Origin of the sequence: Pseudomonas sp. 18058, assembly GCF_902706155.1 — a bacterium.
Classification (GTDB): Bacteria; Pseudomonadota; Gammaproteobacteria; order Pseudomonadales; family Pseudomonadaceae; genus Aquipseudomonas; species Aquipseudomonas rustica.
In genome coordinates, this window is sequence record NZ_CACSJY010000050.1 from 1 (window position 1) to 16,079 (window position 16,079).

General features: G+C 60.5%; 11 protein-coding genes. 9 read left to right on the top strand and 2 right to left on the bottom strand.

Annotated features, from left to right (window positions below):
• Window positions 1-369: cupin domain-containing protein (locus GVL50_RS22320; RefSeq protein ID WP_256671932.1), on the top strand; the 369-nt coding region annotated here is incomplete at its 5' end.
• Between the two features lie 229 nt (window positions 370-598).
• Window positions 599-1,312 (top strand): ATPase, encoded by a 714-nt coding sequence (locus GVL50_RS22325; protein ID WP_159815083.1) that lies wholly within the window; start codon window positions 599-601, stop codon window positions 1,310-1,312.
• Between the two features lie 165 nt (window positions 1,313-1,477).
• Here GVL50_RS22325 and GVL50_RS22330 read toward each other — a convergent pair whose 3' ends face one another.
• Window positions 1,478-6,373: an NAD-glutamate dehydrogenase gene (locus tag GVL50_RS22330; RefSeq protein ID WP_159815084.1), complete on the bottom strand. Its 4,896-nt coding sequence runs from the start codon at window positions 6,371-6,373 to the stop codon at window positions 1,478-1,480.
• A 480-nt stretch (window positions 6,374-6,853) separates the two neighbouring features.
• Window positions 6,854-8,248 carry a hypothetical protein gene (locus tag GVL50_RS22335; protein ID WP_159815085.1) on the bottom strand — a complete coding sequence of 465 codons (1,395 nt, stop codon included), beginning with the start codon at window positions 8,246-8,248 and terminating at the stop codon, window positions 6,854-6,856.
• Between the two features lie 284 nt (window positions 8,249-8,532).
• Between GVL50_RS22335 and GVL50_RS22340 the strand changes: the two genes are divergently transcribed.
• From GVL50_RS22340 to GVL50_RS22370, 7 genes are all read left to right on the top strand, one after another.
• A complete protein-coding gene (locus GVL50_RS22340) occupies window positions 8,533-8,886 on the top strand; it encodes a hypothetical protein (protein ID WP_053121132.1) in 354 nt (117 codons plus the stop codon).
• 269 nt (window positions 8,887-9,155) lie between these two features.
• Window positions 9,156-10,115: a MoxR family ATPase gene (locus GVL50_RS22345; protein WP_003218556.1), complete on the top strand. Its 960-nt coding sequence runs from the start codon at window positions 9,156-9,158 to the stop codon at window positions 10,113-10,115.
• A gap of 5 nt (window positions 10,116-10,120) precedes the next feature.
• Window positions 10,121-11,065, top strand: coding sequence for a DUF58 domain-containing protein (locus tag GVL50_RS22350; protein ID WP_053121134.1), 945 nt, complete (start codon window positions 10,121-10,123; stop codon window positions 11,063-11,065).
• On the top strand, window positions 11,062-11,559 hold the full coding sequence (locus GVL50_RS22355) for a DUF4381 domain-containing protein (protein WP_159815086.1): 498 nt from the start codon (window positions 11,062-11,064) through the stop codon (window positions 11,557-11,559). Before GVL50_RS22350 ends, GVL50_RS22355 begins: the two co-directional genes overlap by 4 nt.
• The gene (locus GVL50_RS22360; protein ID WP_159815087.1) at window positions 11,552-12,631 is read left to right on the top strand and encodes a VWA domain-containing protein; all 1,080 of its coding nucleotides are present in this window, start codon (window positions 11,552-11,554) and stop codon (window positions 12,629-12,631) included. Before GVL50_RS22355 ends, GVL50_RS22360 begins: the two co-directional genes overlap by 8 nt.
• Complete coding sequence (locus GVL50_RS22365; RefSeq protein ID WP_159815088.1) at window positions 12,628-14,367, top strand: tetratricopeptide repeat protein; 1,740 nt, start codon at window positions 12,628-12,630, stop codon at window positions 14,365-14,367. Before GVL50_RS22360 ends, GVL50_RS22365 begins: the two co-directional genes overlap by 4 nt.
• Entirely contained in the window at window positions 14,364-15,998 is a 1,635-nt protein-coding gene (locus GVL50_RS22370; RefSeq protein ID WP_159815089.1) for a BatD family protein, read from the top strand. Before GVL50_RS22365 ends, GVL50_RS22370 begins: the two co-directional genes overlap by 4 nt.
• Window positions 15,999-16,079: the final 81 nt, after the last annotated feature.

Genomic DNA, 16,079 nt, shown 5'->3' on the forward strand with positions numbered 1-16,079 from the left:
GCCCTGGCCCTCTCGACCTCGGCCTTCGCCCACGACCCCTCGGAAAAAGTCACCGTACTGCAAGACCAGATGCTGAAAAACGCCCCCGGCAAAAAAGCCATGATGATCGAAGTCGACTACAAACCCGGCCAGTCTTCCATCGCTCACAAACACGACGGCACCGCGATGGCCTACGTGCTCGAAGGCGAAGTGATCTCTCAGGTGAAGGGCGAACAGGCGATCACCTACAAGAAAGGTCAGTTCTGGTACGAGCCCGCCGGTTCCGAGCATTTGGTCTCGAAAAACGCCAGCCAAACCAAGCCAGCCAAGTTGCTGGTGTTCATGGTGCTGTCCCCGGATGAGCAAGTGCTGATTCCGCTGAAAAACTGATGGTTGTTTAGCCAGCCATAAATAAAAAGGTGCAAATTGCCGATTTGCGCCTTTTTATATCCCGATGCAATTAACCGGATCGGGTTACAGCAAATAAAACTATTCAATACAAAACCAGACAGCAAATTGTCAGCTTATTTGCCGTGCGACGGGGGTAGTCTGAATTAACTGCCGTCATTGACGGCAACTTTAAACTTTCCGACTGATGTTGTTTCACGGGAGAAACACCATGAAACTTGCGTTCACCAGTATGTTGGCGATATTGGTTTTAGCCCTCTCCGCCTGTTCAGTGCCGACGGCGCCAAAAGCAGTCTCGTCTCTCGATACCCTGCTGCCGCATCCAACCGGTCGCAGTAGCGCCACTCAGGTAAAAAGCGGTCCCGGCGTATCGCTCGGCGTGGTCTACAGCCCAAGCACCCAGAGCAACCGCGAATACCTGCGCGACTATCAAGCCAACGCCGGCACCGGTTTCGGCCAGAGCCTGCTGGTACAGCCGATCCACGACGCCTACGTCGCCAGCTCGAAACCGGACATGGCGGTGGAATGGGTCAACGCCTCCCTGCAACGCCAGTTTGGTTCAGTGACGGTGTATCCGGACATGCAAAGCTTGCGTGCAGCCAAACCGGATGTCACCGCAATCGTCGACACCCACAGCCAGTTAATCACCTCACGCAGCTCCGACATCAAGGCTGACGTCAGTGCCGATTTTTATGATGCAGGATTGAACTACATCGGCACGGCGAAAGGTTCAGAAGCGAAAGAACTGACACCGGTGTGGGCGGACTTCAAACGCTCGGAAGAGATTGTCGCCGATATTAATCAGCAGCAGGATGTGCAAGTTCGGGCGCTGCAAAAGTTTGACCAATCGCTCAACAATTTAGTCGTACGACCTGCGGATAAAGTGTCGATGCTTGATACTAAACCGGCTCAGAAGTTGTACTAAATGTAAGGGCCTCTTCGCGAGCAAGCCCGCTCCCACATTTGAAATGCGTACCTCCTGTGGGAGCGGGCTTGCTCGCGAAAGGGCCGCAATAGACACCACACAACCCGCAGACAAAAAAAAGCCCCGGCATCTCACGATACCGGGGCGTTTTCATTCAGCGCTTACTTATGCCGTTTCAAGCTCGGCATTCGCAGTCGCCGCAGGCACTACCGCTTGCCCGCTCAACGCCAGATCCAGCAGTTCACGGTTGGCCACCGCGTACATGGCGTAGTCCGTGCCGCTCGCAGCGCGGATTTCCACCAGCATGGCGCGCCAGCGCGAGATCATGCTTTCGTGCTGTTCCATCCACAGCGCCAGACGTGCTTCCACGTCCAGGGTGCCGTCGCCCTGTTGCAGGACGGAGATGGTGATCGCGCGTTGCTGCCAGTCGACATCATCACGGAACGCTTCACGGGCCAGGGCTTGCCAGTTGTTTTCAACCGGCAGCGCGCTGATCTGTTGCAGGTACCACGTGATGTCCAGCGCACTGCCCACGGCGAAGTAGGCTTTCGCCACTTCTGCAGGGTTCTGGCCAGTCACGTCGGAGGCTTCGATGATCGGCAGCAAGGTGTACAGGTGCGAGGTGCCCGCAACCATACGCGCCAGCAATTCCGGCACACCGGCTTCGACGTACGCCTGATAACGCGCCTGCCAGTTTTCACGGATTTCGCCGCTCAGCAGTTCGTCGAGTTTCAGGCCCAGCTCTTTCAGGTGCGGACCGAAATGCGCGACGTCACGGGCAGCGTTCTGCTCGTTGCGACGGGCACGCAGGAACCAGCGTGTAGCGCGGCGACCCAGACGCATCAGCTCGTCCATCAGCTCCAGCTGAACGTCAGCGGCAACCTGATAGTCCAGCGCTTCGATCTGACGGAACCAGTGCGGGAGGTGGAAGATGTCGCGCACGATCACATAAGCGCCAGCGACGTTCGCCGGACTCATGCCGGTCGACTCTTTGAGTCGTTGAACGAAGGTGATGCCCATGTGGTTGACCAGGTCGTTGGCGATCTGGGTGCTGACGATCTCGCGCTTCAGACGGTGGCGACGCATGGCTTCGGAGAACTTGCTGACCAGGGTCGGCGGGAACGCCGTTTCCATGTCGCGGGTCAGGTAATCGTCGTCCGGCACCAAGGAGCCCAACAGCTGCTCCTTGAGATCGATTTTGCTGTACGAGATCAGCACCGACAGCTCAGGACGGGTCAGACCGTGGCCTTCAGCAATGCGCTCGGCCAGCTGCTCTTCGGTCGGCAGGAACTCGATGGCACGATCCAGCTTGCCACGGCCTTCCAGATCGCCCATCAGACGCTTGTACTCAGCGATGCGCGCATAAGCACGACGCGCCGCCAGCGACAGCGCCTGAGTCTGCTTGTAGTTGTTGCCCAGCACCAGATTGCCGACTTCGTCGGTCATGCTTGCCAGCAACTGGTTGCGTTGCTTGTCGGTCATGTCACCGGCCTGAACCACTTCGTTCAGCAGGATCTTGATGTTCACTTCGTGGTCGGAGCAGTCCACACCACCGGCGTTGTCGATGAAGTCGGTGTTGGAACCGCCGCCATTCAGACCGAATTCGACACGACCCAGTTGGGTCATGCCGAGGTTACCGCCCTCGCCCACGACTTTGCAGCGCAGCTCGTTGCCGTTCACGCGCAGAGCATCGTTGGCCTTGTCGCCGACATCGGCGTGGCTTTCAGTGCTGGCCTTGACGTAAGTGCCGATACCGCCGTTCCACAGCAGATCCACTGGCGCCTTGAGCAAGGCATTCAGCAGTTCGGTCGGGGTCAGCTTGTCAGCCTTGATATCGAAGCGTTCCTGCATCTGCGGGGAGATTGCGATGCTCTTCGCGCTGCGCGAGAAGATACCGCCGCCTTCGGACATGATGCTGGTGTCGTAGTCGGTCCACGCCGAACGCGGCAGGTCGAACATGCGCTGACGCTCGACGAAGCTGGTCGCCGGGTTCGGGTTTGGGTCAATGAAGATGTGCAGGTGGTTGAAGGCAGCGACCAGTTGCAGCTTGTCGGACATCAACAGGCCGTTACCGAATACGTCACCGGCCATGTCGCCGACGCCGACAACAGTGATGCTGTCTTCCTGAACATTGATGCCGCGCTCGCGGAAGTGACGTTGTACGCCGACCCACGCGCCTTTGGCGGTAATGCCCATTTTCTTGTGGTCGTAACCGGCCGAACCACCGGACGCAAACGCGTCACCCAGCCAGAAGCCGTAGTCGATGGCGATGCCGTTGGCGATGTCGGAGAAGGTCGCAGTGCCCTTGTCCGCCGCCACTACCAGATACGGGTCGTCATCGTCGTGGCGCACCACGTTCAATGGCGGCACCAGCGCGCCGTCTTTCAGGTTGTCGGTGATGTCCAACAGACCGGAAATGAAGATGCGGTAGCAGGCGATGCCCTCGGCCGCGATCTCGTCACGGCTGCCGCCCAGAGGCAGGCGACGCGGCAGGAAGCCGCCCTTCGCGCCCACTGGCACGATGACCGAGTTCTTCACTTGTTGAGCTTTTACCAAGCCAAGAACTTCGGTGCGGAAGTCTTCTTCACGGTCGGACCAGCGCAGGCCACCACGAGCGACGTTACCGAAGCGCAGGTGCACGCCTTCAACGCGTGGCGAGTAGACGAAGATTTCGAACTTCGGCACTGGCTTCGGCAGTTCAGGGATCGCGTGCGGGTTGAACTTGAAGCTGAAGTACGACTTGTTCTGGCCGTTGGCATCAGTCTGATAGAAGTTGGTACGCAGGGTCGCTTTGATCAGGTCGAGGTAACGACGCAGGATGCGGTCTTCGTTGAGCACCTGAACGTCGTCCAGTGCCGTCAGAATCGCTTGTTCCAGACGCTGTTGCTTGTCTTCCAGGTCGTCGTCGCTGAGCTTGCGCGCCAGATAGAAGCGGGTCTTGAACAACCGGGTCAGCTCGCGAGCGATGTCGGTGTGGTTGTTCAGGGTGCTGGCGATGTAACCCAGATCGAAGCCCAGACGAATCTGCTTCAGGTAACGGGCGTAAGCGCGCAGCAGTGCGACGTCGCGCCAAGGCAGGCCGGCGGTCAGCACCAGACGGTTGAACGCATCGTTCTCGGCATCGCCACGGACGATGTGGACAAAGGCGTCCTGCAGGGTGTCGTTGAGTTGCTGGATGTCGAGATCCAGACCTTCAGCGGCAGTGAAGGCGAAGTCGTGAATCCAGAACTCGCGGCCATTGGTGTGACGCAGACGGTACGGGAATTCACCCAGCACGCGCAGGCCGAGGTTTTCCAGAATCGGCAGCACGTCGGACAGCGCCAGCGGCGTGTCGGCGTGATACAGCTTGCAATGCAGCTCGCGTTGGCCGGAGACCTGGCCCAGCGGCTGATAGAAGCTCATCACCAGCGGATTTTTTTCGTTGAGGCTCAGCAGGTGCTGCATGTCGACCACGGCCGAATGCGCAGCGAAACGCTCGCGGTAGCCAGCCGGGAAGCCTTTCGGGAAGTCCGCCAGCACGTTGGTGCCGTGGGCTTCGCCGAAGCTTTCGACGGTCAGTGCGGCGTAGTCGTCCTGCCAGCTGCGGCAGGCTTGCACGACTTCTTTTTCCAGCAGCAGCGGATCGATGTCGAGACGGTTTTTCGGGTCGACACGCAGGATCAGTTGCACGCGAGCCAGCACGGACTCGGAGAAGAACGTCCAGAATTCGCAGTCGGACGCCTTCAGGCGCTCCATCAGCACTTGCTGGATCTTCTGGCGAACTTCAGTGGAATAAATGTCGCGCGGCACGTAGGCCAGGCAGTAGCAGAAACGACCGTACGGGTCTTTGCGCAGGAACACGCGGATCTTGTTGCGTTCCTGGATCTGCACGATCGACATCACGGTGCTGAACAGCTCGTCGACCGGGGTCTGGAACAGGTCATCACGCGGCAGCACTTCGAGTACCTGCGCCAGTTCCTTGCCCAAGTGAGCCTTGGACTGGAAGCCGGAGCGGTGTTCGATTTCGGCGACCTTGCGGCGGATGAACGGGATGACCCGCACGCTCTCGCCATACACCGACGAGGTGTACAGGCCCATGAAACGGTGTTCTTTGATGACTTTGCCGTCGGCGTCGATTTCACGAATCGACACGTAATCCGGGTAGGCCGGACGGTGCACACGGCTCGGGTGCGCAGCCTTGGCGAACGACAGCAGGGTCGGTTCGCGCAGGTAGTTCACCGCGTAGTCTTCGATGCGCAGGTCGTCGTAGGTCAGGCCGGTGCGCAGCAGTTTGGTCAGGCCAAGGAAGGAGCTCTGGTCGTACTCGATGTGGCCGCCATCGGCTTGATCGGTGACCACGAACTCTTCGTAGCCAAGGAAGGTGAAGTGGTTGCCCACCAGCCATTCCAGGAAGCTTTTGATTTCGTTCTTTTCTTCGGCATCGACGGCGAACGCGCTGTTGTCGAGTTTGGTGAGGATTTCCTGCACCTTGGCTTTCATCGGCTCAAAATCGGCGACCGCAACGCGGACTTCACCGAGAACCTGTTCCAGTTCTTTGCTCAGCACATTCAGTTCGGCCGCGTTGGCGCAGCGGTCGATTTCCAGGTACATCAACGACTCTTGCAGAATGCCGTCGCCCTGGGTGCCTTTCGGCAGGATTTCCAGCAACTCGCCCTTGCTGCCACGACGCACGCTGAGCACGGTGGTTTGCAGGGTGTGGATGCTGTAGCCGCGACGGTTCAGTTCGGTACGAACCGAGTCGACGAGGAATGGCAGGTCGTGGTGCAGGACTTCGACCGCAGTGTGGGTCGACTGCCAGCCATGACGCTCGTAATCGGGGTTGTAAACGCGCACTTGCGGTTGCGCGTGATCGAAGCGCTCAAGCAGGCGCCACGCAGAGAGAGTACAGCCAGCGAGGTCGGAGAGGCGACGTTGAGTCAGCTCGTCCAGAGAAATGATGCCGAAGAATTGTTCAGCGAACAGCGCCACTTGTGGCAGTGCCTGTTCACTGATGTGCTGCGCCAGTGCCGCTTGCAGTTGGTGCTGGAAGTCGGCTTTGCTGGCTGCGGTGAAGAACGCCATCTGTGGTACTCCGCTTAAGCTTGTTATTGATGGAAAGCGTCGCGTGCAACACCCCTTTCGGGGCTTGTGTCGCCCTGTTCCTGATTCTCGGGCAGAGGAAACAGGGGGACAGGTGGGTGAAGCTGGACGAGACACTCAGGTCACATTCACCTTCCATTGAATGGGCATCTGCAAAAGCGACTGCCAGGCTTGCCGACAATGCCTTTACGGGTGCTCATCCGTTGCGCAGCTTAATGGCTGCGACAATGTGTCTGCTTGCGGTGCTGCGACATATTCGTTCATAGGCAGGTAGATGAAGGCTTTCGCACCGGTAAACACTAGCAGCCGTGGCGGAAAACGACGGGGGGAATGCCCGGTTTTACGGGACATTCGTGCCAATCGCTGCCCCGTGGCAGCTACATATCCAGAAACGAAAACCATCAGGGCCGTTCTATCGACCCTGAGCGTGGCATCCGGTTCAGCACTGGCTTTTGACACGGATCAGTCCGGCAACTCTTCATAGGCCCGGAATTTGCTCACGGTGGCGCAGTCGTAGCACTGCATCTGCAGGGTCAATTTGTCCATGCTGGCGTCGACATTGCTGGAGTCGCACTCGCGGCAGAACAACTGCGGATAGTCGACCTGTGGCGCGGCGACCGGCGAACCGGTGAGAAACCGAGGCACAAACTCGTCTCGCCAGAACAGCCCCGGCGACTTGGAAAAACCGGCACCACTGTCCTTGAGCACGACGTCGTAAAGCAGGCGGGTCATGGCCGGCTGCGGCACGCGTGTATCGCCGTAGCTGTCCTTGCGCCAGTTCTCCGCCAAGGCGAGCTGCGCGGTGCTCTGCATGTTGCGCGGAATGGTGTTGGAGGCGTGAGTGCGACCCTTGGAGTTGCCGGTGGCATAGAAATGCGCAGCGCTTTTCACCGCGACTCTGGCGAAGTAGTAGATCTGGCTGACCGAGAAGTTCTGCAGCAACGTGCCGATCACCGAGTCGGCGCGGGCTTCGGCGGTGAACGCCATACCGACCATATTGGCCTGCAGGTGAACGTATTGAATGGATTCCTCCCGCGCGAGCCTGAAGATCAATGCGTACAACTCACGTTTCCACCCTGGCAGTACAGGCCCGGACAACTCTTCGTACAGGGCCAGATAGAGCATATCGCGCGTGCAGCGCACGCCTTCGTTCAGGGCGATGTTGGCCCGCCAGTAAACGGCCGAATACGTGCTGATACTGAACTCGTCGGCCCGATTGAACGCTCGAATGTCCGATGCCGTATCGACCAGCAACGCGCCCGCCTCGTGCAGACCTTTCACCAGTTCTTCACTGAATGCGTCGGTGGACGTGAGCTTTTCCCCTCTGAGTTCAGCATCAAGCGCGGCAATGCGTTCGCCTGCGCCTTGACCGCCGTCATCCAGTAACGCCAGCAGAGCAACTTTTTGCTGGAATCCAAGACTGGCAAAGGGCACCGGTGGGCTTGGCGTGCCGTAGCGCGCGGCCAGATCACTGCGGTCACGTTCGGCCTGATCGGCGAGTTGCTGTTTGCGCAGCCGGACACAGGCATCACAACCACACACGCTGCGCCGCGAGCCCGCACCGGCGGTGAAGTATTGATGCTCGCACTTCACACATTTGTAAGCACTGCGCAGGGAAACCGGGGTGCCGCGGGAGGGTCGGTGCATCCACATCGGCAATTCACAGTACGGGCATGTCAGGTCAGCACTGACGATCGGCGGCAGCACTTTCAACACACTGCGTACGGTATCCGGCAGTTTGTACTCGGCGATCAGGTCGGCGGTTTTTTCGCCGTTGAGGTAGCGCTGGTAAAGCTGTTCCACCTGCTCCTCGGACAGATGACTGATTTCTTGCGCCCATTGGAAATATCGCTTCATCAAAAGACATCCTTTTTTGCATGTTGGCCATCGCACTCCGTTGCGTTCGAACAGCAAAATCTGACGGCAAACATCCGCCAAAACAAGCGAAAAGGCTTGTAATTCACGCTATTTTTGTTCTTCTCAAAAAACCTACGAGGCCAGCGGATTTTTCTTACTCGACTCTGGGAATGGTCTTTAAGAACAGCCCTGCATTCGACGATGTTTCAGCAGAATTTCCCTCAGGCTGGCAAAATCGCACTTTTTGCGCACTGTCTACCGCGTTAGCCCCCCAGGAATTCCCCATGCAAATGACCACCGCCCTATTGATCGTCAACCCATGCGACGACGAAGAAGACAACATGGCCATGCTCTGCTGCCACAGCGACAAGGGCGACATGTTCCTGATGAGCCGCTATCCGGACGAGGATGAGCTGGAAATCACCCTGGACGGCGAGCCATCGACGCTGGACGGCGTGAAGGTCACGTTGAGCTCAACGCTGCTGAAGATTGAAATCGGCGCGGCGGATGCTGATGCGTTGAATGGGGATGATGTGCTGGAGATCAGCTTTAACCCGGATATGGTTGATCTGGATGAGGTGGTGGAGACGTTGACGAATATTCTGGATGGGACGGGCACGTTTATTAACGAGGTGTGATGGTATCCGGACTGGCCCCATCGCGAGCAGGCTCACTCCTACAGGTCGGTATACGACGATCCATTGTAGGAGTGAGCCTGCTCGCGATAGGGCCAGCACAGGCAACCAATCACTCCCCTGCTACAAAAATCCAACCATTCCCCCAGTCATTTCCCGCACTTTGCGAAAAATGCCGTTAGTCGCCACCCCCCGCGATGGATTAAAGTAACGCCCCCAGCCCCGGCGTTATCCGAACGCCCGTGGCCACCCCTTTCCAGGAACAGTCACCGATGGAACATCGTGAAGCGCTGCTGGCGCTGCGAACCTTTCTTTCAACGCAGATTCTCGGCCAGGAAAAACTCATCGAGCGTTTGCTCATCGCCCTGCTCGCCGACGGCCATATGCTGGTCGAGGGCGCCCCGGGTCTGGCCAAGACCAAAGCGATCAAAGAACTCGCCGAGGGCATCGAAGCCCAGTTCCATCGCATCCAGTTCACCCCTGACCTGCTGCCCGCCGACATCACCGGCACCGAGATCTATCGCCCGGAAACCGGCAGTTTCGTGTTCCAGCAAGGGCCAATCTTCCACAACCTGGTGCTGGCGGACGAAATCAACCGCGCGCCGGCCAAGGTGCAATCGGCGCTGCTCGAAGCCATGGCTGAGCGTCAGGTCAGCGTCGGCCGCAGCACCTACGAGCTGTCGCCGCTGTTTCTGGTGATGGCCACGCAGAACCCGATCGAGCAGGAAGGCACCTATCCGCTGCCGGAAGCCCAGCTCGACCGCTTCCTGATGCACGTAAAAATCGGCTTCCCGGATGCCGCCGTCGAACGCCGCATCCTCCAGCAGGCTCGTGGTGAAGCACTGAACGGCGAAACCAAGCCTGAGCGCCGGGTCAGCCAGCAGGCGATCTTCGCCGCGCGCAAGGAAATCCTCGGTCTGTACATGGCCGACGCCGTGGAGGAATACCTGGTGCAACTGGTCATGGCCACCCGTACGCCGGCCAAGTTCGATCCGGAAATGGCCGAGTGGATTGCCTATGGCGCCAGCCCGCGTGGCTCGATCGCCCTCGACCGCTGCGCCCGCGCCCACGCCTGGCTGGCCGGTCGCGACTTCGTCAGCCCGGAAGACATTCAAGCGGTGCTGTTCGACGTGTTGCGTCACCGCATTATTTTGTCGTTTGAAGCCGAAGCCGCCGGCATCGATCAGGATCGGGTGGTGCAGCGGATTCTCGACGTCGTAGCCGTCGCTTGACCCCCATGAATGCCCCCCAGCCTTCCCAACCGGGCATCCGCGTCAGCCTCGCCGAGCTGATCGAGATGCGTCACCGGGTGCGCGAAGTGCAGCTGTTTTCCACGCCGAGCCAGCGCAGCCCGCTGATCGGCCTGCATCACTCCAAATTCCGTGGTCGCGGTGTCGACTTCGACCAGGTGCGCGTGTATCAGGCCGGCGACGACGTGCGCACCATCGACTGGCGCGTCACCGCTCGCACACAAGAGCCGCACACCAAGCTGTTCCATGAAGAACGCGAACGACCGATTTTCATTATGGTCGAGCAAAGCACGCGGTTGTTTTTCGGCTCGGGGCTGATGTTCAAATCGGTGTTGGCCGCACAAGTCGCGGCGCTGATCGGCTGGGCCGCGCTCGGCCACAACGACCGGGTCGGTGGGCTGGTGTTCGGCGACAACGAGCACTACGAAATCAAACCACGGCGCAGCAAGCAGAGCCTGCTGCAATTGCTCAACCGTTTGGTCAAGGTCAATCAATCGCTGCACAGCGAACGTGAGCCGGATCGCGATGCCTTCGGCGTGGCCCTGCGCCGCGCCCGCGAAGTGCTGCGCCCCGGCAGTCTGGCCATTGTGATTTGCGATGAGCGCGCGCTGTCCGACAGCGCCGAGCAACAACTGAGCTTGTTGGCGCGCCATTGCGATTTGCTGATGCTGCCGATATCCGATCCACTCGATCACGCCCTCCCCGCCGCCGGCCTTCTACGATTCGCCGAACGTGGCGCCCAACTTGAGCTCGACACGCTGAATTTCGATCTGCGCCAAACCTATCGCGCGCAGGCCGAAGCGCGCATCGCTCGCTGGGAATTGCTCGCACAGAAGCTGCGGGTGCTGCTGATGCCGTTGAGCACGCAGAGTGAAATGGTCGAGCAGATGCGCGAATTCCTCAACCCGCAGCGTCCGGGGAAAGGTCGATGAACGAACTCGACCAATTGCAACCGCTGATCTCGCCGCCGCCGATTGCTTTTTGGCCTCCGGCGCCGGGCTGGTGGTTATTACTGCTGTTATTGCCGCTGCTCGGTTACGCCGTATGGCGCCTGCGCCGTTTCATTCCCATGAAGAAACGCCCGATCGTGCGCGCTGAACAGCCACTCGATCCGGTGCGCGTCGCTGCCCTCGCAGAACTGGCGCAGATGCCCAAACCCTACGACGGCGCCCCGGCCGGCGCGTGGCTGCAACAGGTCAATGGCCTGCTCAAACGCCTGTGTCGCAACCATTATCCCTACAGCCAGAGCCACACCCTTAATGGCCGAAAGTGGCTGGCGTTCCTCGACAACCGTTGCCCCGCCGCTGGCCTGACGCGCTGGATGGTGCTGGTCGAAGGCGCGTACAAACCGGAATGCAAACTCGACGACAAAGCCATTGCCGGCCTGACGCAAGCCGTCGACACGTGGATTCGCAAACATGTTTGAGTTCGCCTGGCCGTGGATTTTTCTGCTGGTGCCGCTGCCGTGGCTGATGCGCCTAGTGCTGCCGGTGGCCGACAGCGGCGAACCGGCGCTGAAAGTCAGCTTTCTGTCCGACCTCGAAGGCCTCGCCCGCCGTCGTGCCCGCGCCAATTTGCCTGCGTGGCGCCAGCAAGCGCCGTTCATGTTGTTGTGGTTGCTACTGCTGACTGCCGCTGCGCGCCCGCAATGGCTGGGCGAACCGTTGCCAATTGCCGCCAGTGGCCGAGACTTGTTGGTGGCGGTGGACGTGTCCGGTTCGATGGATTTCCCCGACATGCAGTGGCAGGACGAAGAAGTCAGTCGCCTGTCCTTGGTGCAGCATCTGCTCGGTGACTTCCTGGAAAGCCGTGACGGCGACCGGGTCGGCCTGATCCTCTTCGGCAGTCAGGCCTACCTGCAAGCACCGCTGACCTTTGACCGCCACACCGTGCGCGTCTGGCTCGATGAAGCGCGCATCGGTATCGCCGGCAAAAACACCGCCATCGGCGACGCCATCGGTCTGGGTCTGAAACGCCTGCGCATGCGTCCGGCGCAAAGCCGTGTGCTGATTCTGGTCACCGACGGCGCCAACAATGGCGGCGAAATCGATCCGTTGACGGCGGCAAAACTGGCGGCCAGTGAAGGCGTGAAGATTTACCCGATCGGCATCGGCGCCAATCCTGAGGACAGCGGATCGACCGGCCTGCTCGGCGTCAATCCAAGCCTGGATCTCGATGAGCCGGCGCTCAAGGAAATCGCCGAAGTCACCGGCGGGCAATACTTCCGCGCGCATGATGGCCAGGAACTGCAAGCGATCAAGGACACCCTCGACCAGCTCGAACCGGTGACCCAACAACCGACCCAGGCACGTCCTGCGCAAGCCTTGTATCACTGGCCGCTGGCGTTGGCGCTGTGGTTGAGCCTGTTGCTGGTCGCCCGCGAATTGTGGCCGGACAACCCGCTGCAACGCCTGTTCAACAAGGAGCTTAATCTGCAAAGTCCGCTGCCTGACTGGCGCGAGCGTCTCAAACGCCTGCGTCTGCGGAGGCGTCGATGATTGCCCTCTGGCCGCACTGGTTCCGTCCGTGGTGGTTGCTGCTGTTGCCGCTGCTCGGCTGGCTGATCTGGCAACTCTGGCACCGGCAAAAACGCGCCGGACGCTGGCAGATGATCCTGCCGCCGGCGTTCCACGCCACCCTGCTCAGTGGCGGCAGCGGCCGCGACAGCAAACTGCCGTGGGTGGCCCTTGGCGTGGCGTGGCTGCTGACGATTCTCGCGTTGCTCGGGCCGAGCTGGGAGCGCGTCGAACAGACCAGCCAAAAACCCGCCGATCCGTTGGTGATCGTGCTGGAACTGACCCCGGAAATGCTCGCCACCGACTCACCACCGACGCGACTGGAACAAGCGCGGCGCAAGGTGTTCGACCTGTTGCAGGCGCGCAGCGATGCGCAGACCGCGATCGTCGTTTACGCCGGCAGCGCCCACACGCTGGTGCCGCTGTCGGATGATCTGGCGACCAGTCGCAATCTGCTTGATGCACTCAAGCCGTCGCTGATGCCGGAAAGCGGCCATCGCGCCGATCTCGCCGTCGCCAAAGCGCTGGACTTACTCAAACAAGGTGCACTCGGCCAAGGGCGGATTCTGCTGGTTGGTTCGTCACTGAGCGAAGATGAACGGCAAGGCATTCGCCGGGCGCTCAACGGGCGATCTGCGCAGCTGTTGATGCTCGGTATCGGCACCGCCGAAGGCGCGCCGATTGCGCAGGAGGACGGCAGTTTCCTCAAAGACGAACAAGGCGCGATCCGTGTGCCGCAACTCGACAGCCCGGGCCTGGCGGCGTTCATTAATAGCGTCGGCGGTGACTACCACGCGGCGCGTCTGGATGAAGCCGATCTCGGCGCACTCGGACTGCTCAACGGCCCGCGCAGTTTGCGCAGCGATGGCCAGACCGTGCGCCTCGACACTTGGGCTGATCAGGGTTATTGGTTGCTGCTGCCACTGCTGCTGCTCGCGGCCTGTGCCGGGCGGCGTGGCTGGCTGTTTTGCCTGCCGCTGCTGTTCTGCCTGCCGCAGCCGAGCTACGCTTTCGACTTCGAAGACTTGTGGCTGCGCCCCGACCAGCAAGGCCTGCACTTACTCAAACAGAAACGCCCCGCCGAAGCCGCAGAACATTTTGACGATCACCAGTGGCAAGGGGTGGCGTTGTACGAGGCCGGCGACTACAGTGGCGCCGCCCAGCGCTTTGCCGAAGGCAGCGATGCCCGCGCCCACTACAATCGTGGCAACGCTTTGGCGAAAAGCGGTGAGCTGGACGCGGCGATCGACGCCTATGAACAGGCGCTGGAGCTGCAACCGGATCTGCGTCCGGCACAAACCAACAAGGCGCTGGTGGAAAATCTGCTGAAGCAGAAAAACACCCCGCCACCGGTCGAACCGGAAAGCCAGCAGCCCGAACAGAATCTGCCGGGCGGTGAACCTCCGCCACCCACCGCGCCGCCACCAGCGGTGAAAAGCGAAGCCCAGAGTGAGGCGCAATTCGGCGAGTCTGCCAGTGAACCGCCGCCGACCACACCGCCGCAGCCAGGTCCGAATGAGGTGCCGGGCAGCAACGATGAGGAAGAGGAAACCAACACCGTGCCAACGCTGCGCCCGACCGAGGACAACCTTGAAGGCGAGCAACGTCAGGCACTGGAACAATGGCTGGGCAAAATCCCGGACGATCCGGGCGAACTGCTGCGACGCAAATTCTGGTACGAACAGCAACAACATCAGGATCAGGAAAACACTCGATGACCCGCTTCACCGCTCTCTTGCTGCCCCTGCTGCTCTGCACGACCGCCAACGCGGCCGAGCTGATCGCCAGTGTGGATCGCAGTCGCCTGAATTCCGGCGAGACGGTCGAGCTCACCCTCGAAATCAGCGACGTCACCCAGTTCGGCAAACCCGACCTGACCCCGCTGGAGCCGCTGTTCGAAGTGCGCGGCACGCGGCAGGTCAACCAGCTCAATACCCTCAACGGCGACAACCGCGCGACCACACGCTGGATCATCACGTTGCTGCCGAAAGAGAACGGCAGCGTGGTGATTCCCTCGCTGCAAATGGGCGAGGTGCAGAGCCAGCCGATCACCGTGCAAGTGGTCGAAAGCGACACCCGCGAAGACAAAAACAGCCTTGATCCGGTGTTTATCGAAGCGAGTCTCGATCAGTCCAGCGTGTATGTGCAGGCGCAGGCGATCCTGACTGTGCGCGTCTATCACTCGGTTTCGCTGTACGACGACAGCAGCCTGTCACCGCTGCAAATCGTCGATGCGCGGGTTGAGCAGCTCGGCGACACGCGCACCTACGAGAAAGACATCAACGGTGTGCGCCACGGCGTCATCGAAATGCGCTACGCGATCTATCCGCAGCACAGCGGTTTGCTGACGATCACCCCGCAGACCTTCAGCGCCACGCTGGTCGACACGCAACCGGCCCAGGACACCAGCCCACAAGGGCCGAAGCCGGGCAAACTGATGCGCGTCACCTCTTCGGAAATTCCGCTGACGGTCAAGCCCAAACCGCTGACGTATCCTGCTGATGCACCGTGGCTGCCGGCGCGCAGCCTGAGCTTGAGCGAGAGCTGGAACCCGGAGCCGGAACACACGCAAATCGGTGATTCGCTGACCCGCAGCCTGACCCTGAAAGTCGAAGGTCTGGCCGCTTCGCAATTGCCCGCACTGCCCGCCACCGACGTCAATGGCCTGCGCCGCTACCCCGATCAACCGGTGCTGAGCAATCAAAGCAGCGACCGTGGCCTGATCGGTAGCCGTGAAGAACGCGAAGCGCTGGTGCCGAGCCGCAGCGGCTCGATTGATCTGCCGACGGTGGACGTGGTGTGGTGGAACACCTTCGAAGATCATTTGGAACACAGCAGCCTGCCGGCGCGCACCCTGCAAGTCGCCAATAACCCGAGCCTGCAAGTCGACACGCCGACGGGCAATCTGCAACCGGGGATTGTCGATAACGACACGCTGTGGTGGTGGAAACTCAGCACGCTGATACTGGCTTGCACCACCCTGCTCGGCTTTGGTCTGTGGTGGCGAGCGCGCTGGCAGCCGGCGATCCTGCGCGCCGCACAAACCGGCCCGAGCCCGCGCACCTTGCTCGACGACATCAAACGCGCGAGCCAGGCCAATGACCCGCAGGCAACGCGGCAGGCGCTGGATGCGTGGGCGCGTCAGCAGCCGGAAACACTGGCGGACATGGCGGCGCGGTTTGTGCCGTTGTCGGATGCGCTGGATGGGCTCAATGGCGCGCTCTACAGCGAAACGGGGCAGCATTGGCAAGGCGAGGATTTGTGGCGGGCAATCCGCACGATTCCCACCGCCGAGCGCGTACACGACCCGGTGGGTGACAGCGGGTTGCCACCGCTCTACCCCAAATAACCACTCTCGAGAATGTAGGAGCCCCCCCTGTGGCGAGGGGATTTATCCCCGTTCGGCTGCGCAGCAGCCGCAAAATCAGAC

Coding starts and splice junctions, on each gene's coding strand:
- GVL50_RS22350 (WP_053121134.1), top strand. CDS start 10,121: ATGAATGCCCCCCAGCCTTCCCAACCGGGCATCCGCGTCAGCCTCGCC.
- GVL50_RS22335 (WP_159815085.1), bottom strand. CDS start 8,248: ATGAAGCGATATTTCCAATGGGCGCAAGAAATCAGTCATCTGTCCGAG.
- GVL50_RS22345 (WP_003218556.1), top strand. CDS start 9,156: ATGGAACATCGTGAAGCGCTGCTGGCGCTGCGAACCTTTCTTTCAACG.
- GVL50_RS22330 (WP_159815084.1), bottom strand. CDS start 6,373: ATGGCGTTCTTCACCGCAGCCAGCAAAGCCGACTTCCAGCACCAACTG.
- GVL50_RS22325 (WP_159815083.1), top strand. CDS start 599: ATGAAACTTGCGTTCACCAGTATGTTGGCGATATTGGTTTTAGCCCTC.
- GVL50_RS22365 (WP_159815088.1), top strand. CDS start 12,628: ATGATTGCCCTCTGGCCGCACTGGTTCCGTCCGTGGTGGTTGCTGCTG.
- GVL50_RS22355 (WP_159815086.1), top strand. CDS start 11,062: ATGAACGAACTCGACCAATTGCAACCGCTGATCTCGCCGCCGCCGATT.
- GVL50_RS22360 (WP_159815087.1), top strand. CDS start 11,552: ATGTTTGAGTTCGCCTGGCCGTGGATTTTTCTGCTGGTGCCGCTGCCG.
- GVL50_RS22340 (WP_053121132.1), top strand. CDS start 8,533: ATGCAAATGACCACCGCCCTATTGATCGTCAACCCATGCGACGACGAA.
- GVL50_RS22370 (WP_159815089.1), top strand. CDS start 14,364: ATGACCCGCTTCACCGCTCTCTTGCTGCCCCTGCTGCTCTGCACGACC.